The organism is Paenibacillus mobilis (assembly GCF_058267595.1).
Genome location: NZ_JBZCMS010000009.1, coordinates 133581 through 156731 on the forward strand (window position 1 = coordinate 133581; position 23151 = coordinate 156731).

Annotated in this window: 17 protein-coding genes; 1 reads left to right on the forward strand and 16 read right to left on the reverse strand. The window is 53.2% G+C overall.

What is annotated here, in order from left to right:
• Positions 1-5: 5 nt before the first annotated feature.
• From AC3ZPD_RS16980 to AC3ZPD_RS17040, 13 genes are all read right to left on the reverse strand, one after another.
• A complete protein-coding gene (locus tag AC3ZPD_RS16980; RefSeq protein WP_490985473.1) occupies positions 6-746 on the reverse strand; it encodes a DsbA family protein in 741 nt (246 codons plus the stop codon).
• Between the two features lie 178 nt (positions 747-924).
• Positions 925-5229 (reverse strand): WIAG-tail domain, encoded by a 4305-nt coding sequence (locus AC3ZPD_RS16985; protein WP_490985474.1) that lies wholly within the window; start codon positions 5227-5229, stop codon positions 925-927.
• 195 nt (positions 5230-5424) lie between these two features.
• The gene (locus AC3ZPD_RS16990; RefSeq protein WP_490985475.1) at positions 5425-6081 is read right to left on the reverse strand and encodes a 50S ribosomal protein L25; all 657 of its coding nucleotides are present in this window, start codon (positions 6079-6081) and stop codon (positions 5425-5427) included.
• Between the two features lie 297 nt (positions 6082-6378).
• Complete coding sequence (gene ptsP / locus AC3ZPD_RS16995; protein WP_490985476.1) at positions 6379-8091, reverse strand: phosphoenolpyruvate--protein phosphotransferase; 1713 nt, start codon at positions 8089-8091, stop codon at positions 6379-6381.
• Positions 8088-8360 carry an HPr family phosphocarrier protein gene (locus AC3ZPD_RS17000; RefSeq protein WP_490985477.1) on the reverse strand — a complete coding sequence of 91 codons (273 nt, stop codon included), beginning with the start codon at positions 8358-8360 and terminating at the stop codon, positions 8088-8090. The genes ptsP and AC3ZPD_RS17000 overlap by 4 nt, the downstream gene beginning before the upstream one ends.
• A gap of 96 nt (positions 8361-8456) precedes the next feature.
• Positions 8457-10529 carry a glucose-specific PTS transporter subunit IIBC gene (gene ptsG, locus AC3ZPD_RS17005; protein ID WP_490985478.1) on the reverse strand — a complete coding sequence of 691 codons (2073 nt, stop codon included), beginning with the start codon at positions 10527-10529 and terminating at the stop codon, positions 8457-8459.
• 280 nt (positions 10530-10809) lie between these two features.
• Positions 10810-11655, reverse strand: coding sequence for a glucose PTS transporter transcription antiterminator GlcT (gene glcT, locus AC3ZPD_RS17010; RefSeq protein ID WP_490985479.1), 846 nt, complete (start codon positions 11653-11655; stop codon positions 10810-10812).
• Positions 11656-11798: 143 nt separating this feature from the next.
• Complete coding sequence (gene floT / locus AC3ZPD_RS17015) at positions 11799-13310, reverse strand: flotillin lipid rafts scaffold protein FloT (RefSeq protein ID WP_490985544.1); 1512 nt, start codon at positions 13308-13310, stop codon at positions 11799-11801.
• An 11-nt stretch (positions 13311-13321) separates the two neighbouring features.
• Positions 13322-13861 (reverse strand): NfeD family membrane protein, encoded by a 540-nt coding sequence (locus tag AC3ZPD_RS17020; RefSeq protein ID WP_490985480.1) that lies wholly within the window; start codon positions 13859-13861, stop codon positions 13322-13324.
• Positions 13862-14003: 142 nt separating this feature from the next.
• A complete protein-coding gene (locus AC3ZPD_RS17025) occupies positions 14004-15167 on the reverse strand; it encodes an iron-containing alcohol dehydrogenase (RefSeq protein ID WP_490985481.1) in 1164 nt (387 codons plus the stop codon).
• Positions 15168-15396: 229 nt separating this feature from the next.
• Positions 15397-16989 carry a UDP-glucose--hexose-1-phosphate uridylyltransferase gene (locus AC3ZPD_RS17030; RefSeq protein WP_490985482.1) on the reverse strand — a complete coding sequence of 531 codons (1593 nt, stop codon included), beginning with the start codon at positions 16987-16989 and terminating at the stop codon, positions 15397-15399.
• A gap of 11 nt (positions 16990-17000) precedes the next feature.
• Positions 17001-17990: a UDP-glucose 4-epimerase GalE gene (gene galE, locus AC3ZPD_RS17035; protein WP_490985483.1), complete on the reverse strand. Its 990-nt coding sequence runs from the start codon at positions 17988-17990 to the stop codon at positions 17001-17003.
• Position 17991: 1 nt separating this feature from the next.
• Positions 17992-19170 (reverse strand): galactokinase, encoded by a 1179-nt coding sequence (locus AC3ZPD_RS17040; protein WP_490985545.1) that lies wholly within the window; start codon positions 19168-19170, stop codon positions 17992-17994.
• 167 nt (positions 19171-19337) lie between these two features.
• Here AC3ZPD_RS17040 and AC3ZPD_RS17045 point away from each other — a divergent pair, with 167 nt between their 5' ends.
• On the forward strand, positions 19338-20204 hold the full coding sequence (locus tag AC3ZPD_RS17045; RefSeq protein ID WP_490985484.1) for an AraC family ligand binding domain-containing protein: 867 nt from the start codon (positions 19338-19340) through the stop codon (positions 20202-20204).
• Between the two features lie 45 nt (positions 20205-20249).
• On the opposite strand, the gene mgrA is transcribed toward AC3ZPD_RS17045, so the two are convergent.
• From mgrA to AC3ZPD_RS17060, 3 genes are all read right to left on the reverse strand, one after another.
• Positions 20250-21257: an L-glyceraldehyde 3-phosphate reductase gene (gene mgrA, locus AC3ZPD_RS17050; protein ID WP_490985485.1), complete on the reverse strand. Its 1008-nt coding sequence runs from the start codon at positions 21255-21257 to the stop codon at positions 20250-20252.
• 128 nt (positions 21258-21385) lie between these two features.
• Positions 21386-22144 carry an NAD-dependent protein deacylase gene (locus tag AC3ZPD_RS17055; protein ID WP_490985486.1) on the reverse strand — a complete coding sequence of 253 codons (759 nt, stop codon included), beginning with the start codon at positions 22142-22144 and terminating at the stop codon, positions 21386-21388.
• On the reverse strand, positions 22141-22944 hold the full coding sequence (locus AC3ZPD_RS17060; protein WP_490985487.1) for an HAD family hydrolase: 804 nt from the start codon (positions 22942-22944) through the stop codon (positions 22141-22143). Before AC3ZPD_RS17060 ends, AC3ZPD_RS17055 begins: the two co-directional genes overlap by 4 nt.
• Positions 22945-23151 lie beyond the last annotated feature (207 nt).

The window sequence follows — 23151 nt, forward strand, 5'->3', positions numbered from 1 at the left end:
ACCTGTTATTCTCCTTTGCTCGCCGTTTCGATAGCTTGGTGAATATCGTTATACGAATAATTCCCGTTATACAGCTTGCCGTTGATAAAGAAAGACGGAGTGCCCTGCAGGCCAAGCTTGTCCGCCTGGTCAAGGCTTGCATCCACTTCACTCTGGTAGGTTTTGTTCTCGATATCGGATCTCAGTTTATCATAGTCGATCGGCAGTTTCTCCGATTTCGCCAAATTCACGATGACATCCGTCGTCGCCCATCCGGTCTGTTCCTTCCCCTGCTCTCGGTAGATCGCGTCGTTAAACTTCCAAAAGGAGTCTTTATCCTGATGATAAATGGAATGGGCGGCAAGCGCCATCCGGTTCGAATCGTCGATGCCGTTTCCGTCAAGCACGATAAAGTCCTGGAAATAGATAGCGGCTTTCCCGGTATCGATATCGTTTTTCACCAGGTCAGGTTTAATATTCAAACTGAAATTGCGGCAGGTCGGGCACTGATAATCCCCGTATTCCACAATTTTAACAGGAGCATTCGGATCCCCGAGCACCGGCATCGCGCTGTAGTCAAAATCGGCGGTGACAGTCTGATTGGAGGAGTCAGGACGGAAAACAAGCGCTGCTATAAACGCCACCAGCACTACCCCGATCACGGAGAAAAAGATAATGCGGTTTTTGCGCTCCTTCGCGAGGCGCTCTTCTTCCTTTCTTTTCCGGTCCGCATACGGATTTGTTTTCTTCTTCGGTTTCAGTTGCAATCCCTTCTTTCTATGTACTTATCGTAAGTGGCTTTCTTTCTATTCTGCCTCATTTCGGGGTCTGGTGCAAATCTTTTCATCCTGGTCCGGAAAAACAAAACAAACACAGGTACGGCGGCCTTCTCCCGCTTTCCCTGTGTTTGCCGGCTCCTTGCATGCCGTGGATTATTCGTTCACTTTATTGCCCCATTTCAGGAGCTCCGATTGCGATCCAGGTGGCAAAACCGCCCTCCACGGCCACGCCGTTTTGCTTGACGGCCTCCAGCACCGCGTATTCGCATTCCCTGTTTTTCAGAGAAATCTGGACGCAGGAGGAATTACTCATGGCTACGAGGATATAGCTGTCGTCCAGAAAAAGATTTTTGAAGAAAATATGGAACTCCACGGAATTTGTACTTGGTTCAAAGCGGAATTCCGTTTGGCCGAACTGCTGTATGACCGCTCCCTGCAAGCTCTGTACCGGTTGGAAAGCCAAATGGTCCAATTGAACGGCCCCGCTGCCCAAATGTCTGGCTTCGATGGAATGTTCCTGAATCTGGTCGCCGGTAACCCCTTTGCTTGGCAGCAAGCCCTCTGCGCGCAAATACTCGGAAATATGGGACATTCCGACGGCACCCATTTTCAACTGAAGGGAACCTACGGCGCCATAAGCAAGATGGCTGTCGTAAATGGCCTCTTTGCCGATGTGCTGCGGGCCGACGGATCCGTCGGCGATATGGGCGCTTTCCACGATTCCTTCGTTCAGGTGGCGGGCTTTGACCGCTCCATCCGCGAGATGACCGCTTTCGATGCTGTTTTCGGCAAGATGACGGCCGTTTACCGCTCCATCGGCAAGATGGGCGCTCTCCACGATCCCTTTGCTCAGATGGCGGGCTTTGACCGCTTCGTCTGCGAGATGACTGCTTTCGATGCTGTTTTCGTTGATGTGGCGGGCGTTAACGGCTCCATCGTTGAGATGAATGCCCCCGAAGATGTTGTCGTCCAGATGCCAGGCATGGATAGCTCCGCTTTTAATATGCTCGCTTTCCACGCTTTTCTCCATAATATGGCGCCCGTTCACCGCTCCATCCGTAAGGTGGGCGCCTCTTATGATGCCATCATTTAAATGGCGGGCATTGATCGATCCATCGGTAATATGCACGCTTTTGATGCTGTTTAAGGTGATATGGCGGCCGGTCACGGCCCCATCGGCAAGATGAGCGGCTTCGACGATCCCTTCATTCAGATGGCGGGCTTTAATGGCTCCGTCCGCAAGATGACCGTTTTCGATACTGTTCTCGGTTAAGTGACGGCCGTTTACCGCTCCGTCGGCAAGATGGGCCCCTTCCACAATCCCTTCGCTCAAGTGCCGGGCTTTGACCGCTCCATCCGTAAGATGCACGCTTTCGATGCTGTTTTCCATGATGTGACGGCCGTTTACCGCTCCGCTCGCGAGGTGGGCGCCTTCCACGATTCCTTCGTTCAGGTGCCGGGTTTTGACCGCTCCATCCGTGAGATGGCCGCTTTCGATACTGTTCTCCGTGAGATGGCGGCCGTTCACTGCTCCATCGGCAAGGTGGGCGCCTTCCACAATCGATTCGTTCAAATGCCGGGTATGGACCGCTCCGTCCGTAAGATGCACGCTTTTGATGCTGTTTCCGGCAAGATGGCGGCCGCTTACGGCTTCATCGGCTAGATTGGCCCCTTCCACAATCCCTTCGTTCAGGTGCCGCGCCCTAACGGCTCCATCCGAGAGATGACCGCTGCCAATGCTGTTTTCGGCGATATGGCGGAAGGTTACGGCTTCGTCAGCGATATGGCTGCCGTCCACGGCTTCTTTATTCAAATGCCGGGCGTTTACCGCTCCGTCCGCAAGCTGCTCCCCGGCAATGCTGTGATCGGCGATATGCTGGGAAGTTATGACCTTATCTGCAATATGGCTGCTTTCCACAATGCCTTTATTCAGATGCCGGGCGTTGATCGAATGATCCGTAACATGTACGCTGCTGATGCTGTTTCCGGCAATATGACGGCCGTTCACGGTTCCGTAGCCAAAATGCACGCTCTCAATGATGCCCTCGTTTAAATGGCGCGAACTAACCGCTCGATCCGTAAGATGCGGGCTGCCGATGCTGTTTTCGGCGATATGGCGGCCGGTCACGGCTCCATCCGAAAGATGGGCGCTTCCTACGACTCCTTCGTTTAGGTGGCCGGCATTTACCGCCCCATCCGCAAGATGAGTACCGTCAATGCTGTTTCTGGCCACATGACGGCCGTAAACCGACTCATCCGAAAGGTGTATGCTTTTTACGATGCTTTCGTTTAAATGCCGGGAAGATACCGCTCCATCCGTCACATGCTCGCTTAAAATGCTTTCTTCGCGGAGATGATTCGAATCAACGGCTCCATCCTGCAGGTGCGCGCCGCTAATGCTGTCCCGTCCGATATGCCGGGATTGAACGGACTGATCCGCCAGATGAATTCCTTCGATGCTGCGCTCGTTAATATGGCGCGAAACAACCGCTTTATCCGCAATTTTGGTCTCTGTCACGGCCGCCTCGCCGATTTTATCCGTCGAGACGCTTTCCGGCGATAATTTAAGCGAGGTTACGGCATAATCTTGAAGATTGTAGGAGGAAATTTGCTGTTTGCCTACATGGTGGCTTTGCACGGCTTCTTTTTGCAGGCTGCGGGACGAAATCGACTGCTCTTGAATGGCTTCGGTCCCCACGCTTCCCCTGCCCATGTGGTTCGCCGAGATCGCTCCCTCTTCGATATGATCCCCGGTTACCGCGGCCGAACGAATGGCAGCCGAATCAACGGCTCCTTCGGAAAAATGGAATTCCTGGATCGAATGAGGAGCCAAATGCTGGTCGGTCACGCTCAAAAAAGCGATTGCCCCGCTCTCCACGCTGCCCGGCGCTAATTTTTTGGCCGTAACGGAACCGTTTGCGAGTTTGTCTTCGGTTACGCTGGAAGCCTGCAGCTGCTGACGGCCCACGGCGGCGTCGGCAATATGATCCTGCTGAACGGCACGGGAAGCGATGATTTTGGATTTGACCGAGCCCGATTGCAGGTTCCTTTCACTGACGGCCGATGTGCCGATATGTTTCTCCATCACGCTGTCCTGCTGCAAGTGATGCGAAGCCACCGACGAATCGGCGAGATGGCTGCTCTGCACCGCTGCTTTGGAAATATGTCTCTTAAGAATCGACTCATCCCCGAGTTTGACCGCCAGAACGCTTTGATCCGCAATCTTGGAGGAGGTCACGGACTGGTCGACCAGCTGCAGCGTTCCTACGGATTGTTCGGACAATTTCGCCTGCAGGACACTCCGGTCGGCAATATGGCGGGAGTTAATTTCCCCGGTGCCGATATGTCTTTCGCCAATGCCGGACTCCTGAATGTGGAGGCCTTCTACAGCTCCCTCAGCAAGGTTCCGGGACAATACGGCCGATGCTTTGAGATGCTGGGAGTCTATTACGTTTTCTTCGAGCTGGGCGCTCCCGACGCTGCGGTTGGCCAGAAGTTCTTTCGTAATGCTCGCGGGCTGCAGATGTTTGGTGAAAAAAGCCCCTTCCGCCAGATGATCGCCGGTGATGGCGCCTTGCCCGATTTTATCGGAGGTTACCGCCCCGTCCCGAATTTTTGAAGTGATGACTGCCTGGTCAGCGAGTTTGGAGGTGTTGATGGAACCGTTAACCAGATGGACGGCGGTGATGGTTCCGCTGCTGATTTTGCTGCCGTCAACGGACTGGTCCTGAAGCATATCCGCGGAAATCAGCATGTCGCTGAGATGGCGGCTCTGGATAACCCCGTCGGCCAGGTGATCGGGACTGATCGATTTCTCGGCCAGCTTGTCAGGAGTGATCGACCCGTCCGTAATTTTGGAGCCGTCAACGGAGCCATTAGCCAGCTTACTGCCCTGTATGGAGCCTTCGACCAAATGTTCGCCGGTCAGGGAGTCTTTCGCGACTTTGCGCGAAGTTACGGCCCCGTCGTCAATTTTAATCGAGGTTACGGCAAAATCGGCAATCCACGCCGTATCGATGGAGCCCTGCTTCAGGCGGCTGGAATCAACGGTGTTAGGCGCGATTTTCTCGCGGGTAATCGAGTGGTCCGCAATATCGTCACTGAAAATGAACGCAGCACCGCCTGAAATTTCACGTTGTTCTTTTACCATATCTGCATGCGGATTTACCGGCTCTACGGATCTCTCTTCATTAATCCCCTGCGCGGAACCCTCAAGCTTAAGCGGCCCCTCTTCCGGCTTCACGGCATCCTGGCCGGCCGGCGTATGCGTTTGTGAAGATCCGGGAACGCTGGCCTTTCCTTGAACCGGAAGCTCAGACACTGCACTTTGGTGCAGGTGCAGCTCTTTTTTCTCTTCGGAACCCGTTCTTACTTTCAATTTCTCGATTAAATCCAATTCATTAAAAGAAGCCCGATAGCCTGAAACAGCCGTCTTCCCGGCGCGGGGTTTGGAAGCTTTTCCTTTCTTCAAGCTGTTCTCTCCTCTCAACATTCTTCTGCTCGCATCATATGCAGGGCAATGGGCTTCTGTCACAATAAGCCGGCTGAAGAATCAGAAGGCGGGAAGCGTTGTTGTCTTTTTCTTAGCCCAAAAAAACAAAAAGACCGCCCATTGGGCAGCCTTTTGTCCATTACTTATTCAACGTTTCATTAAACAAACGTCTCGTTAAGCGTTCGCTTCCTCGGCGGTTTCATCTCCTGAAGCCTCAGGAGCAGCTTCCGCCGCTGCCTCTCCGCCTTCTGCTTCAGTTTCCTCATCCAGATCGGCGCCGCGAGGCACAACAATGGAAGCCAGCAGCGTATCTTCCGGAACGTGCAGCGTGATGCCCTGCGGGATCGAAACCTCGGCCACGGTAAGCTTATCGCCCACGCCGAGATTCGTTACGTCCACTTCAATGCCCGCCGGCAGATCATCAGGAAGGCCCTCTACATCCAGCTCCGTGAGGAGCGTTTGAAGGATGCCGCCTTCTTTGGTGCCTGCAGCCGTACCATGATAATGAACCGGGATGCTGACCCGGATCGGCTTGTTTTTGGAAACATGCTGGAAGTCGACATGGGCGACCTGGCCTTTGGACTTCTGAATATCTTTAATTAATGCGGGCAGCGTTTCTCCGCCCTCCAGCTTCAATTGGAAAAATTCCGTACGGCCTTTCCGGGCCACTTTAAGCAGTTCCTTCTCATCGACGGAAAGCTGCTGGCTTTCGATTTGGGACCCGTAAATGACACCCGGCACACGGCCGGACTGCCGAAGCTTGCGAAGGCCTCCATTTGTCATGTCGGTTCTTGTTTGTGCCTGCAAAGTAACGTTATGACCAGAACTCATCTTTCATCGACCTCCTAAATGTAAGCGAAATGAGATTCGCGCTGAAATGGCTGATTCTGCATATCCAAGTTATTTTTTGCAGCCTTATCCTATTTAATACCCGTTTTGGAGCTGATCTAACCGTTTTGCTTTAATCTTTTAATCTTTTGGAACTTCTATTCTTCTAAAAACAAAAAAACCGGCACCCTGGGGTGCCGGCACGGCAAAAGCCGCTAACATGTGTGTGTTGGATAAAAACGATTAAAAAAGAAAGAAAAACGGATAAAGCTATTAAAAATATAAGCAATCGTCAGAAGCTTAAGCGTCGATGCTGTTAACCAGTTCAACGACTTGAGCCGCTGTCTGCATAGTCAATGCTTTGGCTGCAAGCTCCTCCATGTCCGCTTTGGACAGTTTCGAAATTTGCGAACGAGCCGGGAGGATGGAAGTCGCGCTCATGCTGAATTCATCCAGTCCCAAACCGAGCAGCAGCGGAATCGCCGTTGAATCGCCGGCCATTTCGCCGCACATGCCGGCCCATTTGCCTTCTTTGTGCGCTGCATCGATAACCATCTTAACCAGGCGAAGAATCGCAGGGTTATAAGGCTGATACAAGTAGGACACGCGTTCGTTCATCCGGTCCGCCGCCATGGTGTATTGAATCAAATCGTTGGTGCCGATGCTGAAGAAATCGACTTCTTTCGCAAATTGATCCGCGATGATCGCTGTAGAAGGAATTTCCACCATGATGCCCAATTGAATTTCATCCGAAACTTCGATGCCTTCGGCAATCAATTTGTCTTTCTCTTCAGACAACAGCGCTTTAGCCTGACGGAATTCGTCCAGGGTAGCAATCATCGGGAACATGATCCGAAGGTTGCCGTAAACGCTGGCACGAAGCAGGGCGCGAAGCTGGGTGCGGAAAATGTCCGTCCGGTCCAGGCACAAACGAACGGCGCGGAAGCCGAGGAACGGGTTCATTTCCTTAGGCAAATCCAGGTAAGGGAGCTCTTTGTCTCCGCCGATATCCAGCGTGCGGACCACGACCGGTTTGCCTTCCATTTTCTCCAGCACGGTTTTATAGGCGTTAAACTGGATTTCTTCGGTAGGAAGCTTGTCGCGGCCCATATAAAGGAATTCCGTCCGGTACAAACCGACGCCTTCGCCTCCGTTATCCAGCACGCCTGCAACGTCGTTTGGCGTACCGATGTTGGCCGCCAGCTCGACGTGAATGCCGTCGGCGGAAACGGAAGCCTGGTCGCGGAGTTTTCTCCACTCTTCAATCTGAAGCTGGTATTTCTCCTGTTTGCTGCGGTATTCGGCAACCAGCTCATCCGTAGGGTTGATAATGACTTTGCCGTCCAAACCGTCAACGATAACCAAATCGCCGCTGTTGACTTTGGCAAGCACTTCCTTGGTTCCTACCACGGCCGGAATTTCCAGCGAACGGGCCATGATGGCGGAGTGGGAAGTACGTCCGCCGATATTGGTCGTGAAGCCTTTGACATATTTGCGGTTCAACTGAGCGGTATCGGATGGCGTCAAGTCTTCGGCGATCACAACCACTTCCTCGCTGATCTCGGCAGGGTTTACGTAATTCAAACCAAGCAGATGGATCAGGACGCGTTTGGTTACGTCCTTCATGTCCGCTGCGCGTTCCTGCAGATAAGCGCTCTTCATGTTTTCGAACATGGCGATGAACTGGTTAGCCGTTTCGTTCAACGCATATTCGGCATTTACCATCTCATTGCGGATCATGTCCTCAACCGGACTAATCAGTTCTGGATCATTTAGAATCAACAGATGAGCTTCGAAGATTTCGGCTTTCTTGGCGCCAAGCTCTTGAAGGGTGCGCTCTTTAATCGCTTCAAGTTCGGCTTTCGATTTGTCGAGAGCCTCGTTTAGTTTGGCTACCTCAGCGGCAACGTCGGAAACGCTGCGCTGCTGAACCGTGAAATCCGGATGCTCCAGCTTGAAGGCAGGTGCGATAGCCACACCTGCCGAAGCTGCGATACCTTCGATTTTAATCATTCTGCTTCTCCGAGTCCTTCGTTGATCATAACATCGGAGAGCGCTTTGATTACGTCAGCTTCACCTGCGCCGGTAGCGGAAAGAGTGATGCTGTCACCTTTTTCAAGACCCAGGGACAGAACGCCCAGAATGGATTTCAAAGTTACTTTTTTGCCTTTGGCTTCGGCAAAAGCTTCAGCGTCTTTGAATTTGTTAGCTGTATTTACCAGTGCAGTTGCCGGACGTGCGTGGATACCGTCTTCATCGATGATTCTGAATGTTTTCTCCATGTATAATCCTCTCACTTTCGATAAGTTAGTTATATTTCATGTCCATCATAGTAAGACATTTGAAACTGAATTTCAAATTTCCCTGCAGGCAAATTTTTACTTGATGGTAATAATATTGGCTTCGCCGGACTTCACTTCGCCTTTCTTATTCAGCGTTACCGCTGCGCCTTCAGGCAGGTTCGAGAAAATGATCGGGGAAATGATGGAAGGTGCGTTTGCCTTCACATATTCCAAATCCACTTTCAGGATCGGCTGCCCGGCAGCGACCAGATCGCCTTCGTTGACAAGCACTTCAAAACCTTGGCCTTTCAGCTTCACGGTGTTTACGCCGATATGGACAAGGACTTCCTTGCCTCCGTCGGACATGATGCCGATGGCGTGTTTGCTCGGGAATACGTTAAACACTTTACCGTAAACCGGCGAGCAGATCGTTCCGTCGCTAGGCAGGATCGCGAAACCGTCGCCCGTCATTTTTTCAGAGAATACAGGGTCCGGCACTTGCGTGATATCCATCAATTCCCCGTTCGCCGGAGCGACGATATCCTCGTTAACCAGCGCATCTCCGTCTTTAGCCGCTTCCTGCTCGGCTACTGCAGGTTTTTCTTCGGCTTTCATGGCCGCTGGAGCCGGAGCAGGCGTTTTGCCGCTCATAATATCGGCCATTTGCGATTTAATCGTATCAGAACGGGTACCAAAGATCGCTTGGACGTTGTTGCCGACCTCCAGGACGCCGGATGCGCCGAGCTGTTTCAGTCGGTCTTTGTTGACGTTTGTTTTATCGTTAACTTCAATCCGCAGACGGGTGATACAGGCGTCCAGGTGTTTGATATTGCTTGGGCCCCCGAACGCCGTCAGGATGTTATGCGGGAGATCGTCGGTAGAAACCGGCCCTGAAGCCGCGCCATCCTTGTCCGCATCTGCCGGAGCATCCTCACGGCCTGGTGTTTTCAAGTTGAACTTCCGGATAACGAAACGGAATCCGAAGTAATACACCACGGAGAAGCACAGACCGACGATGATAACCCACCACCAGTGTGTACGGTTCGGAATTACCCCGAACAGCATAAAGTCGATGAAACCGCCGGAGAAGGTCATCCCGATTTTAACGTTCAGCAGTTCCATAATCATAAAGGACAAGCCGGCAAAAATCGCATGAACCGCAAACAGCAGCGGCGCTACGAACAGGAACGAAAACTCAAGCGGTTCGGTAATCCCTGTCAGGAACGCAGTCAGCGCGCCGGACAGCATCAAACCGCCGACAATCTTTTTGTTTTCCGGTTTGGCTTCGTGGTACATGGCTAAGGCCGCAGCCGGAAGACCAAACATCATGAACGGGAATTTACCAACCTGGAACGTACCGGCGGTAAACGGAACGCCATCGCGCAGCTGAGCCATAAAGATGTGCTGGTCGCCGCGGATCACTTCGCCCGCTTTATTCGTGTATTCGCCAAACTCGAACCAGAACGGCGAGTAGAAAATATGGTGCAGGCCAAACGGAATCAGGGAACGTTCGATGACCCCGAAAATAAACGCCGAAAGCGTCAGGTTCGTATCGATCATACTGTGCGAAACATAGTTCAGGCCGTCTTGGATCGGAGGCCATACAAAGGACATGATGATCCCGACGACCAAAGCCCACACAGCGGTCATAATCGGTACGAAACGTTTCCCCGCGAAGAAGCCGAGGTAAGAAGGAAGCTCGATTTTGAAATATTTGTTATACATTGTTGCGGCCAGCACACCAACAATGATACCGCCGAACACGCCGGTAACGAGGGTTGGAATGCCGAGCACCCGGGCATAAGCCGGATCATTAAGCGACAATACGTAATCGTTGACGCCCATGACCGTCCCCATCGTAATGTTCATTACGAGGAAACCTACGATCGCCGCAAGCCCGGCTACGCCCTCGCCGCCGGCCAAACCGACCGCTACGCCAACCGCGAACAGCAGGGAGAGGTTATCGAATACAACCTGACCGGAGTTCATCAGGACATTGGCAAGGGTTTGAATCCAATGCGCGTTAAGAGCCGGAACGTATTGCAGGAAATCCGGGTTAACAAGCATGTTCCCGATCCCGAGCAGGAGACCGGCGGCCGGCAAAATCGCTACCGGCAGCATCAGCGCTTTACCGACTCTTTGCAAAACGCCAAAGAAACGTTTGAACATATAGATCCTCCTAAAAAATGTGATCAAGCATCCGCTTTCATGCCGTCTAAAAGCAGAAGCGCCGCTGTTTCGTTGGTTAAACAAGAACATCAAAAAAGGCATGAGTTAACAAAGCCTATGCCTTATGTACTTTAACTACGGTTATCTTACCCCGTAATGGAAAAGTACAATCAGCAAACTTTGTACACTCATGCCTGATCGAATCAGTAACACGCACGTTTATTAAGTTCTTGTCTTGCCTCGACAGCAGTATAGCACCTTGGTACCGGTTGCGCAAGCATTAAATTACATGACGTGGAACTATACGGTTCAAATGCATGGTCAGGTAACTGATTTCCGCCTGGTAAACCGGCTTGTGCAGCCTTTTCTCCATGACCTTGGTCAGCTTCCAGGCCAGATCGTAAAGCTCCGGATATTCTTCCTTCAGCACTTCCTCCAGCTTGCCCAGCTCATGGACTTTCTCCCCGCGCCGGATACGTTCGATCGCAAAACGCAGGTGAGTCAGCAGCCTGGCATAATCCAGCGAATCGCGGGTGACCGAAAAATTCATCTGCTGCTCAATCATGTCCACGAGATCCGAAATGAGCTGTGAATGCGCTTTAACTTCAGTGATATGCTGATTGGTCATGGCGCTGTGAATATGCAGCGCGACAAAACCGATTTCATCCTGTCCAAGGTCTACGCCCATTCTTTCGCGGATCATGTTGATGGCATATTCCGCCAAACGGTATTCTTCCGGATAAATCTCCTTGGTTTCGAAGAGGAACGGATTATGAATGGCGATATCCTGTTCCGCCCGCTTAATGGCAAAAGCGATATGATCCGTCAATGCGATGTGAATATGTTCATTTAACGGGGTTTGGCTGTGTCTGGCTACGTAAAGCAATATTTCGTTCAGCACCTCGATGAGCTTCTCATCCACTTCGAGCGCGAGCTGTTTATACTGCTCCTGCTCGGCGGCATTTTTCAAAATGAACAGTTTCTCCACCGATTTAAGCGGTATCATTTCTCGGGGCTTGCGGTTAAAGCCGACGCCTTTGCCGATGACTACAACTTCTCCGTGCTCGGGATGATCAGCAATGATAACATTATTGTTCAGCACTTTAGCCACCTGAAGGCCGTTCACTTTAACACCTCATTTGCAAAAAATACAGGCCAAATCCCGCTGACCGGCGGGTGCGGACGGCACACAGACCCGTGTCAGCGGGACAAGCTGATACCCCATTATAACTGTCTTCTTCGCTCGGCGCTACAGGCAGGTACAGATTTTCAAGCTTTCGGCACAGAATCCGAAGTAGCAGCCGCTTCGGCAGCCGGCGTAACTTTCGGAGACCCAACTTTTTGCGTCAAGCCTTGGATCAAGGAATTCAGTTCAATCCCCGATACGCTCTTCAGCATCTCTGGAGCGGTCGCCATCAGCTCGGTGACGTAGTTGCTGACGCGGGCAGCCCCTTCGCCTTTGCCGGTATCCACGACGGTCAGCTTGTCGATACCGGAAATCGGAGCGGCAATTTTGCCGGCCAGCTCGGGCAGCATTTTGACCACAATATCGAGGATCGCCGCTTCGCCGAACTTCTGGAACGCTTCGGCCAGCTTCTCCTTCGCTTCGGCTTCCGCAAGACCGCGGAGGCGGATGATCTCCGCGTCGGCCGTACCTTTGGCCCGTTCCGCATCGGCAATCGCCAGACCTTCAAGGCGTTTCTGCTCGGCGGATGCTTTTGCCTGAGTTTCAATCGAATATTGCAAGGCGTCGGCCTCGCGCATTTTGCGCGCTTTGTCGGCTTCAGCCGCCTGCTCTACCGCATAACGGTCGGCATCGGCTTTTTTCTTCACCTCGGCGTCGTATTGCTTTTGACGGACGAGGATTTCTTTTTCCTGCAGGTCGATTTCACGTTCCTTGCGCACGAGCTCTACCTTCATCTGCTCCTCGACCATCGTCTGCTTGGCGCGTGCCTCTTGGATATGGTAGGCCTGGTCGGCTTCCGCTTTCGCCGTATCCTGGTCCCGTTTAAACGAAGCCACTTTCAGTTCTTTCTCTTTCGCCGCTTCCGCGATATTCGTATCCCTCAGCAGCTCGGCCTTTTGGCCTTCTTCTTCGGCGCGGGCTTTCTGTATCCGGGAATCCCGGATCGCCTCCGCTTCCGCAATGTCCGCATCCCGCTTCACGGCTGCAATACGAGGTTTACCCAGCGCGTCCAGATAACCGTGTTTGTCACGGACGTCTTTGATCGTGAAGGATACGATCTGCAGACCCATTTTCTTCAGGTCGCGGGCCGCGACGCCTTGAACCTCCTGTGCGAAACGGTCCCGGTTCCGGTACACCTCTTCGACGGTCATCGAACCCAGAATGGAACGCAGATGCCCTTCAAGCACTTCCTGGGCCTCCCCTTTAAGCGCTTCGACCGGTTTACCGAGAAACTGTTCCGCCGCGGTGGCCACATCTTCCGTGGAACCGCCGATTTTGATGATGGCCACGCCGTCTGCCAGCACAGGAACCCCCTGCTCGGTATAAACTTCCGGCGTCGTGACATCCAGCTTGTGGGACAAGAGCGACAAAAGCTCCTTTTGCTGGAAAATCGGCCAGATAAACGCGCCGCCTCCGCGTACGATTTTGATTTTGCGGCCGGAATCATCTTCAGAAATGTTTTTGCTGCCCAGGAAAGAACCGGTGACAATCATGGCTTCATCCGGACTGACCGTTTTATAACGGGCCCAAAACGCGATACCGAGCACAAGCAGGACAACAATAACAATTACGGGAATCAAAAAATACTCTGGCAGATCTAATAAATTCAATTCCATTCCTCCCCTGTTCTTTCATCCATTTCCGAAACAAACACCACACCGTCGCGCCAATCCACAATCACGACTTGAACCCCGGCCGCTATCGGCCGCCGCTCCCAGCTTGCCGCAATGTGCAGGGAATTGCCGCCAACCCCTCTTACCATCACTTCGCCAAACCCCTGCCCGGGAATCGGAATGCTGACCTCCCCGATCTTGCCCGGGAGCTCCCGCTCGGAAAATCCGGTAGAGTTCTCGCTCCTTTCCGCCGGCGCCACATAGGCGAAATAGACCAATGCGCAAAGGAGAAGAGCAATGCACACGGCCAGCACCAGAACCGCGGTTTGCCCAAGCCCGGTGTAGCGGTCCAGCAAAATGCCCGCCCCGCCAAAGCCGGTAATTCCTCCTGCCAGCACAACCGGCTTAAGGAAATCGACGGACAAAAAATCAAACATCCCGTCCAGCCATTGACCAAGCAGGTCCCCGATCAGGACGCTTACAAGCGTAAACAAAACACCGCCGATCAGGCATCCCCAATACCATCCATCCATGTTACCCTCCTGCAGATCCTTCGGTTGTCTTGCTTACTAATTCATACGCCTAAATTTATATAAGGTTTCAAAATTTTCCTGTTCAGGGAATAAAAAAAGCGCTCCGGTTGTCCGGAGCACCTGTTTTTGCTTGCAATTAGGATTATAGGGACATGCGGTAAATTTCCAATACATCCGCTTTGTCCAGTTTGGCGAAATTGCCGAACGGTCCGAATTTGACCGTTTTTTCCGCCATCAGTTCAAGTTTGCTGTCGTCGATGTCATAATCGGCCAGGCGGCTAGGCGCCCCGATGGAAGTCCAGAAAGCGCGCAGGGCATTGATGCCTTCTTCGCCGACTTCGGCGTCGCTTTTTCCGGCCGGATCGATGCCGAAGACATTAACCGCCATCTTCTTGAATCTTGCCGGTTTGACTTTCAGATTGTATTTCATCCAGTTCGGGAACAGGATAGCCAGTCCGCCGCCATGCGGAATGTCATAAACGGCAGACACCGCATGCTCGATGGTGTGGCTGGCCCAGTCCCCGCGGAAGCCCATGGACACCATGCCGTTCAAGGCCAAGGTGCCTACATACATGATGCTTTCGCGCAGATCATAGTTCTCCAGATCGTTGATCAGCTTTGGAGCCGTTTCGATTACCGTGCGGAGCAGCGTTTCGCAAAAACCGTCCTGAACCGGCGTATTCTCTTCCAGATGGAAATAATGTTCAAAAACATGGGACATCATGTCCACCATGCCATAAACCGTTTGATCCTTAGGCAGGGAGAAGGTATTTTGAGGATCCAGGATCGAGAAAGCCGGGAAAGTGAACGGGCTGCTGAAGCTGAGCTTCTCCTCGGTCTCCAGATTGGAGATCACGGAGCCTCCGTTCATCTCGGAGCCTGTAGCCGCCATGGTCAAAACCACGGCAAGCGGAAGAGCCGCTTGGGCCGAAGCTTTGCGGGACAATATCTCCCACACGTCCCCTTCGTATTTGGCACCGGCGGCAATCGCCTTGGAGCAGTCGATAACGCTGCCTCCGCCGACGGCCAGGATAATGTCGACGCCTTTCTCTCTGCAGAGCTCGACGCCTTTATGTACCGTCGTCAGGCGAGGGTTCGGCTCAACGCCGGCCAGCTCGGTCACTTCCGCGCCGATTTCCTTCAGGTAACCCAGGACCTGATCGTAAAGGCCCGTCCGTTTAATGCTGCCGCCGCCATAAACAAGCAGCACCTTGCTGCCGTATTTAGGGAGCTCGGTTTTCAGAGCTTCCGTTTTATTTTTGCCGAAAATCAGCTTGGTTGGATTTTGAAAAGTAAAAGCTTCCATGTATTTTGTCCTCCATTTCGGTTTATAGAAATTTTTGAATATCCCGGTCTATTATACTGCTCTAGTTTGTAATAAACAAATAAGCTTGTAGCAATAAAAGGAAAAATCCGGGCAAATCAAACAAAAACAGACCCTCCAGGCAGAGAGTCTGTGTCGGAAAAAGTCCTTTTAGAGGGCCTGATTTCCTAGAATTGCATAGATTTAATAGGTTTCCTGCTATTTTGTTCTGTTATTGGGCATAACCGGCGGCAGCCACAAAACGGCGCAGGCCTTCCTGGCCCTCCGGCGTTCTTTTGTATACACCCGCATGACCTAGAATTTCCGCGAATTTCGTGCCTACTTCATCCTTAAGCAGAGCGTCGGCCTGATCTTTGGTCAGCCTGGAACCGTGCCGCTTAAGGAGGGATTCGATCCATTCTCTGTGGGGGGAAAGCTCCGGCATCCGGTCTTCGGAAACAGCGGAGCGAAGCGCCTCATCCCCGGACAAAATGCGGGCAATGCTGTCCAGCTCATGCTTCAAGCGCCCCGGCAAAATAGCGAGGCCCATTACTTCGATCAGCCCGATGTTTTCTTTCTTGATATGGTGCATCTCCCGGTGCGGATGGTAAATGCCTTCCGGATGCTCTTCGCTGGTCCGGTTGTTCCGGAGCACAACGTCAATCTCATAAGCACCGTCCGCGCTGCGTCTGACGATCGGCGTCACGGTGTTATGCGGCACGGAACCGCCTTCCGCCTCCGAAAACGCCAAAATGCCCAGCCCGGCGTCGCTGTACCCTTTCCACAGCTCGTACAGATCGTTGGCCGCCTCCAGCAGCACGTCCGGATCGCTGCCGTTCAACCGGAGTACGCTCATCGGCCAGTTGACGATGCCAAGCGTTACGCCTGAATACCGCTCCGAGCGGAAAACGGCCTCCACCGGCGACTTCTCAAGCGGGAACTTGTGATTCCCGCCCTGGAAATGGTCATGGGTCAAAATGGAGCCGCCCACAATCGGCAAATCGGCATTGGATCCGATAAAATAATGCGGGAACTGCCGGACGAAATCCAGCAGCCTGCGGAAGCTGTCCTTGGTCAATTTCATCGGCACATGATCATGATGGAACACGATGCAGTGCTCGTTATAGTAAACATAAGGAGAATATTGGAAAAACCAAGGTTCTCCGTTCAGCGCCAGCGGAATGACGCGCAGGTTCTGGCGGGCCGGATGGTTGATCCGGCCTGCGTAGCCGACGTTTTCCCGGCAAAGCTGGCATTTGGGGTACACCGGCGGAGGAAGCAGCTTGGCGGCTGCGATTTCGGCCGGAGATTTTTCCGGCTTGGACAGATTGATGGTGATCTCCATCGTGCCGAAAGCGGTAGGCTGTTCCCAATAAACGTTGCTTGCCACGCGGTCCATCCGGATATAATTGGCGTCCGTGCATAACTTCACGAACCGGCTGGTCGCTGCCTCGATCCCGTGTTCCTGCTCTACGGCCTTAAACGAAGCGATCACCTCGGACGGGCGGGGCATCACGCGGCCCATAATTTCCGCATCCAACAGGTCCCGATAAGTATCCGTATTCTCCGGAATAAGGCCGATGGCGTAACCGTAATCGATGAGCGCATTCAGCAGCTGCTGAGGACCTTCCAGGCTCTCCTTGCGAAGCTCGCCCAGATAAGGCTCATCTTCTTTAAACAGCTCGAGGAGACGGTTCCGGGTGTAGTCAACATCATAATGGGCAATCAGCTCCCTTTGCAGAGCAAACTGAACCAGACGTTCAATCGCTTCAAGCGCGGCTTCACGCAAGTTTGCCGCTTCAGTTGAACCTTGCTGCGTAGGCATAGGGGTCATCCTCACTTTCCTTCATAGCCGTGCGGATGGTTTTGATGCCACTGCCAGGCGCTGGCGATGATGTCGTCCAAATTCTCGCGTTTCGGACTCCAGGCGAGCACGCTGCGGGCTTTAGCCGAAGAGGCGATTAGCACGGCAGGGTCGCCGGCACGGCGGGGCTTCACTTCTACGGCGAAATCTACGCCTGTCACCTCTTTAACCTTGGAAATGACTTGGTTCACGGAGAAACCGTTGCCGCTGCCGAGGTTAAATACGTTGCTTTCGCCCCCGCCGCGCAGATAATCCACAGCCCGCAGATGCGCGTCGGCCAGATCGCTGACATGGATATAGTCGCGGACGCAGGTTCCGTCTTCAGTCGCATAATCGTCGCCGAACACGGCGATCGACGGACGCTGTCCAAGCGCAGTTTGCAGGATCAGCGGAATCAGGTGGGTTTCCGGCTGGTGATCTTCGCCGATTTTGCCGCTCGCATGTGCGCCGGCTGCATTAAAGTAACGCAGCGCCACGTATTTGATGCCCAGCACCCGGTCGAACCAGCTCATCATCGTTTCCATGCTTAGCTTGGTTTCGCCGTAAACGTTCGTAGGAGCCGTGCGGTCGGTTTCTTCGATCGGCACCTTTTCCGGTTCGCCGTAGGTGGCCGCCGTAGAGGAGAAAACGATCTTGGATACACCGGCCTGCTGCATCGCTTCAAGCAGACACAAGGTTCCGTAAACGTTGTTGTCGTAGTATTTGACCGGATCCTGCATGCTTTCCCCGACAAGAGAGTTGGCAGCGAAATGAATAACGGCGTCAATGCTGTTTTCGGAAAAAAGCTTCTTCAGCAGCTCTTTGTCCCGCAGGTCGCCTTCGTAAAGTTTGCCGCCCAGCAGCGCTTCCCTGTGCCCGGTCTGCAGGTTATCGAGAACCACGACCTCTTCGCCTTTGTCCAGCAGCTCCGCCACCGTATGAGATCCGATATAGCCGGCACCGCCGGTTACTAAAATAGCCATGTTACGCTTCCTCCTTCAATTGGTGTACGCCGTCTCCCACTTCGCACACATAAAATTCCGCTTCAAGTCCCGTACGCTGTTTGTAGGCTTCGCCTACGTTATGAACAAACGACGCCACGGAGTCTTGATGCACAAGGGAAACCGTGCAGCCGCCAAAACCTGCGCCGGTCATCCGCGCACCAAGCGTGCCGTCGATTTTGCGGGCTTCCTCCACCATCGTATCCAGTTCAACTCCGGTCACTTCGTACAGATCGCGCAGGGAATCATGCGACTGGTTCATCAGCTGGCCAAACTTGACCAGATCGTTTTTCTGCAAAGCCTCTACGGAAGCCAGAACGCGGGCGTTCTCCTCCACCACGTGTTTGGCACGGCGGCGCAGCACGTCGCTGGTCAGCTTATTTTCCAGACCCGCGAACTGCTCCGGCGTCAGCTGCGCCAGGTATTCCAGTCCCGGAACATGCGGCTGCAGCTGGTTCAGCGCTTCATCACATTCGCTGCGGCGTTCATTGTATTTGGAATCCACAAGGCCTCTTCGTTTATTCGTATTGCCGATCACCAGCTTGTAAGAACCGATCGCGAAAGGCACTAATTTGTATTCAAGCGTATCGCACATCAGCAGGATGGCATGGTCTTTCGCTCCGTTTGCTACGGCAAACTGGTCCATGATGCCGCTGTTGACGCCGACGTATTGATTTTCGGCGCGCTGCGACAGTTTAGCGATTTCCACCGTGTTGATTTCCTTGGCTTCGACGGAAACAAAGGCATAGGCCGTAACGACCTCGATGGAAGCCGAGGAGGATAAGCCGGCTCCGTTAGGAATTTCTCCGATAAAATACAGATCATATCCTCTGCTCACCTTGCAGCCGAGTTTGGCCAATTCGACCAATACGCCGATCGGATAATCCACCCACTCGCCAGTTTTGGAACTCCCGATTTCATCGGCCGAAATCTCAGCGGTATAAGGGAAGTTTGCCGATTTAAATACAAGTTTGTTGTCGCCGCGTTCGCGCAGCAGCAGGGTAGTCCCAAATTCCAGCGCCGCCGGCAGCACGTAACCGCCGTTGTAGTCGATATGTTCGCCGATCAGATTGACCCGGCCAGGCGCCTGGTAAGCCAAAATCTTCTTGTCATCTGTTCCAAATGCTTCGCTAAACTTCTGCTTCAGCTCTTGCATGTTCATCATGCGTTCACCCGTCCTTAAACTTGATTTAGGCTTAACTTATAATCTAATTATAGAAGCGCCGGACAAATTTTGATAATGGTTGAATGCGTTTTAAATATGGATTTATGTGACTTTTGACGATAAGATAAAACCATAAGTTATTTTAGTGAAGGAAGGGTTTACAGATGGTAGAACCCACTTATATGTCCGCTGCAAATCCCGACTTCTCCGGCCAGGACACGCTGCGCGTCCTGTTTGCGGGCGAAAGCCAAACGGCGCCGGCCCACCGGCTGGGACCTAAAATTTTCGATTTCTACCTCTTCCACTACATTGAGGAAGGACGCGGCGTCTTCCGCTCGGAAAAAGGGACCTTCCGCCTGCGGGCCGGCAGCGGATTCATGATCGAACCGGATCATCTGGTCAGCTATGAATCCGATGAGCGCAATCCCTGGCGCTACCGCTGGATCGCCTTCAGCGGCAAGGGCGCGGAAGAACTGGCCAGGCAGGCGGGTTTCTCCGGTGATACGCCGGTCGTCCATTCGGCGGAAAACGGTCCGATTCCCGGGGCGTTGCAGGCGGTCTTGTCCGCTTTCCGGGAACAGCGGGAAGGCGCAGGGCTGGCAGCGCTGGGGCACCTGTACCTGATGATGGCGGAGGCCAAACGCTCCCTCCTGTCCGGGACGGAAAATGCCGAAGGCGAAGCGCATATCCAGCGGGTGGTCAAACAGATGATCCATTATATGGCCAGCCAATATGCTTATCCGATCTCCATCGAGGAGATGTGCTCGGGGCTGGGTTATAACCGCGCCTATTTGTCCCGGGTATTCAAGAAAGGCACCGGCATGTCCCCCGTCACCTATCTGCTGAAGCTCCGCATCGACAAAGCCCGCCATTTGCTCCGGGACCGTCCGGATTTGTCCATCGAGCAGATTGCCTCATCGGTAGGGCTGACGGACCCGCTTTATTTCTCCCGGCAGTTCAAAAGATTTTACGGCGAAGCTCCCAGCGCGTACCGCCGTTCCGTAACAGGAGGAGGCGGCAGCGGCAGTTAAAAAAGGGGCTGCCCCGAGGTCATACCCTGGTGACAGCCCCTCTCATTAAGCTTCAGCAACATCCGTTTTCAAAATGGCTTCGATCCGGCTGAGCTCTTCTTCGGAAAATTCCAAATTTTTAAGCGCGGCTACGTTTTCTTCGATTTGGCTCGGGCGGCTGGCCCCGATCAGCGCGGAGGTTACCCGTCCGCCTCTGAGCACCCAGGCAAGAGCGAATTGCGCCAGGCTTTGTCCCCGTGCTGCCGCCATCTGGTTGAGAGCCCGGATTTTGCGCAGCACTTCCGGCGTTATTGCGGATTCCTTCAGGAAACCGGTCGGGCTGGCCGCACGGGAGTCCTCCGGAATGCCGTTTAAGTATTTGCTGGTCAGCATGCCTTGAGCCAGCGGCGTAAAAGCAATGCTGCCCACGCCGTTTTCCTCCAGCACGTCCTGAAGGCCGTTTTCGATCCAGCGGTCCAGCAGGGAATACCTCGGCTGATGAATCAGCAGCGGCGTGCCGAGCTGCTTCAATATTTTTATGGCTTCAGCCGTTCGATCCGCCGGATAATTGGAAATCCCGACATAAATCGCTTTCCCCGAGCGGACGATCTGATCAAGCGCCATCATCGTTTCCTCAAGCGGCGTTTCCGGATCAGGGCGATGGGAATAAAAAATATCCACATAATCCAAACCCATTCGTTTAAGGCTTTGATCCAGGCTGGAGATCAGATATTTGCGCGAACCCCAGTCCCCGTACGGACCCTGCCACATCTTATATCCCGCTTTGGAAGAGATGACGAGTTCATCACGGAACGGTTTTAAATCTTTTGCGAGCACCTGTCCGAACATTTCTTCGGCCGATCCCGGAGGCGGACCATAGTTGTTGGCCAAATCAAAATGGGTGATGCCGAGATCAAACGATCTGCGGATCATTTCCCGGCCGTTCTCGAAGGAATCGACGCCTCCGAAATTATGCCACAAGCCGAGCGAAATCGCCGGAAGTTTCAGTCCGGAGCGGCCGACCCGGTTGTAAACCATCGATTCATATCTTTCTTCGTTCGGTGAATATACCATCTCGTCATCCTACCTTTCTATTTTAACTAGTATGACATGTAAAGCTCGCTTATTTTCACAGCCTATCATAGAAGGTTCTCCCTTTTTTAGCAAGAAACCCTTCCTATTTTAAGACTATAGACGGAATATTAACCTCCGTTCATTTGCCGTGAAACAGACTCGCAGACCCGGCCGATCGGTTCCTTGATCAAGAGTCCCGCCCGTCCGTCAAATCCGGTCTGGGCCATATTGATCAGAACGGTTCGATTTCCCCGGAAATAATCGACGAATTGCGCAGCCGGATAAACGGTCAGCGAAGTGCCTCCGATAATCAGCATGTCGGCGTCCCGGATGGCTTCGATGGATGCGGAGATTGTAGCTTCATGCAGGTTTTCTCCGTATAATACGACATCGGGTTTGACGATGCCTCCGCAGCTTTTGCAGGCAGGCACCGGGTCCGGTGCAGCGATCACCTCTTCGAGCGAATGAAAGGTCCGGCAGTCCATGCAATAGTTGCGGTGGACCGAACCGTGAAGCTCAAGCACTTTTTTGCTCCCGGCCAGCTGATGAAGGCCGTCGATATTTTGCGTCACCACCGCCGACAATTTCCCCCGCTGCTCCAGTGCCGCTAAAAGATGATGGGCCGGATTGGGCTGGGCTGAAGGATGGAGCATTTTTGTCCGGTAAAAATCAAAAAACACTTCCGGATGGCGGTCGAAAAACGGCCGGCTTAAAATCTCCTCAGGCGAATACGGCGAGCGTGTCTCCGTCTGGTACAAACCTGCGGCCGAACGAAAATCGGGAATGCCGCTTTCCGTGGAAATGCCCGCACCTCCAAAAAATACGATCCGGCTGCTTTCACCGATCCATTCCGCCAAACGTCCGATCTGTTCGTTCGTGTTGCTCACTGCTCCTTCAGCTCCTTGTTATTGGATAAATTCTCATACGCGCTTAGTTTTATTTCCCCGTAGCTGCGGACAACTGCCTCGGCATCCAGCAAATACCCTGCTTCCCCAGCCGGGCTGTAGCCAACAGCCAGTGCTGCGCCGGCAGCTCTGGCCATTTGCATGTCCGCGTTGCTGTCCCCAATTACCAGCACTTCCTGTGGAATAAGCCCCAGCTCGGAGCAGGCCAAAACCACCATGTCAGGATCCGGTTTGCCGCGTGTTACCCTGTCCGTCCCGACAACCGCTGCGAAATAAGCTTCGATTTCCATCCATCGTAAATGCTCCAGCGCTTCGGAAGTGCGGTCCGCCGTAACGACTCCAAGCGGGACTCCAAGCCTGCGGCAGTCTACCAGCAGGTCAAGCAGGCCTGGCATGGGCCTGGCATTCCTCTGCCCCTTAACCTTCTGCATGGCGATCGCCAGCAGTTCCCTGACCTGCCGCAGCGCTTCGTTCCAAGGCAGGCCTGCGGTATAAAGCTGCCAGGTCAAAACGCCGATCGTCTGCTCTTCCGTAGCCATAGCCACCGGACCCGTTGGATCATAACCGGAAATCTTCCCCTCTGCATCAAACGTCAAGCCGAGCAGCTTGCGCGGATCGGTCAGCGGGCGCGCGCCCGCCTGTTCCATCCGCTCCGTCATAAGCTCCGTAACCTCAAGCGCCCAGGCTCCCCAAAGACTTAAAAAATCCAGCAGCGTGCCGTCCTTGTCAAATAAGATTCCCTTAAAGGCATATTCCCTGCCGTTAATCGTACAGACGGGCATGCTCGACTCCCCCTTGATGACTTTCCTCTATTGTACCTTTCCTATTTTTCACAATTCAACAGTTCGTCATATTTCCCCGCGTGGATAGCGTTTTCAAAAGTGATCTTCCTCACAGGTATCCATGCCTGATTGCCTTACGCTGTAGCTATAGCAAAAAAACATAAAAATTAAAACATTTAACCTGCTAACCTTGGATGACTGCCTTCA

Bases quoted from the DNA above. Each gene is read 5' to 3' on its own strand.
- AC3ZPD_RS17020 (WP_490985480.1), bottom strand. From the start codon at position 13,861: ATGGATGGATGGTATTGGGGATGCCTGATCGGCGGTGTTTTGTTTACG.
- ptsP (WP_490985476.1), bottom strand. From the start codon at position 8,091: ATGATTAAAATCGAAGGTATCGCAGCTTCGGCAGGTGTGGCTATCGCA.
- mgrA (WP_490985485.1), bottom strand. From the start codon at position 21,257: ATGGTATATTCACCGAACGAAGAAAGATATGAATCGATGGTTTACAAC.
- AC3ZPD_RS17030 (WP_490985482.1), bottom strand. From the start codon at position 16,989: ATGCCTACGCAGCAAGGTTCAACTGAAGCGGCAAACTTGCGTGAAGCC.
- AC3ZPD_RS16990 (WP_490985475.1), bottom strand. From the start codon at position 6,081: ATGAGTTCTGGTCATAACGTTACTTTGCAGGCACAAACAAGAACCGAC.
- AC3ZPD_RS17045 (WP_490985484.1), top strand. From the start codon at position 19,338: ATGGTAGAACCCACTTATATGTCCGCTGCAAATCCCGACTTCTCCGGC.
- galE (WP_490985483.1), bottom strand. From the start codon at position 17,990: ATGGCTATTTTAGTAACCGGCGGTGCCGGCTATATCGGATCTCATACG.
- AC3ZPD_RS17040 (WP_490985545.1), bottom strand. From the start codon at position 19,170: ATGAACATGCAAGAGCTGAAGCAGAAGTTTAGCGAAGCATTTGGAACA.
- AC3ZPD_RS17000 (WP_490985477.1), bottom strand. From the start codon at position 8,360: ATGGAGAAAACATTCAGAATCATCGATGAAGACGGTATCCACGCACGT.
- AC3ZPD_RS17025 (WP_490985481.1), bottom strand. From the start codon at position 15,167: ATGGAAGCTTTTACTTTTCAAAATCCAACCAAGCTGATTTTCGGCAAA.
- ptsG (WP_490985478.1), bottom strand. From the start codon at position 10,529: ATGTTCAAACGTTTCTTTGGCGTTTTGCAAAGAGTCGGTAAAGCGCTG.
- AC3ZPD_RS17060 (WP_490985487.1), bottom strand. From the start codon at position 22,944: ATGCCCGTCTGTACGATTAACGGCAGGGAATATGCCTTTAAGGGAATC.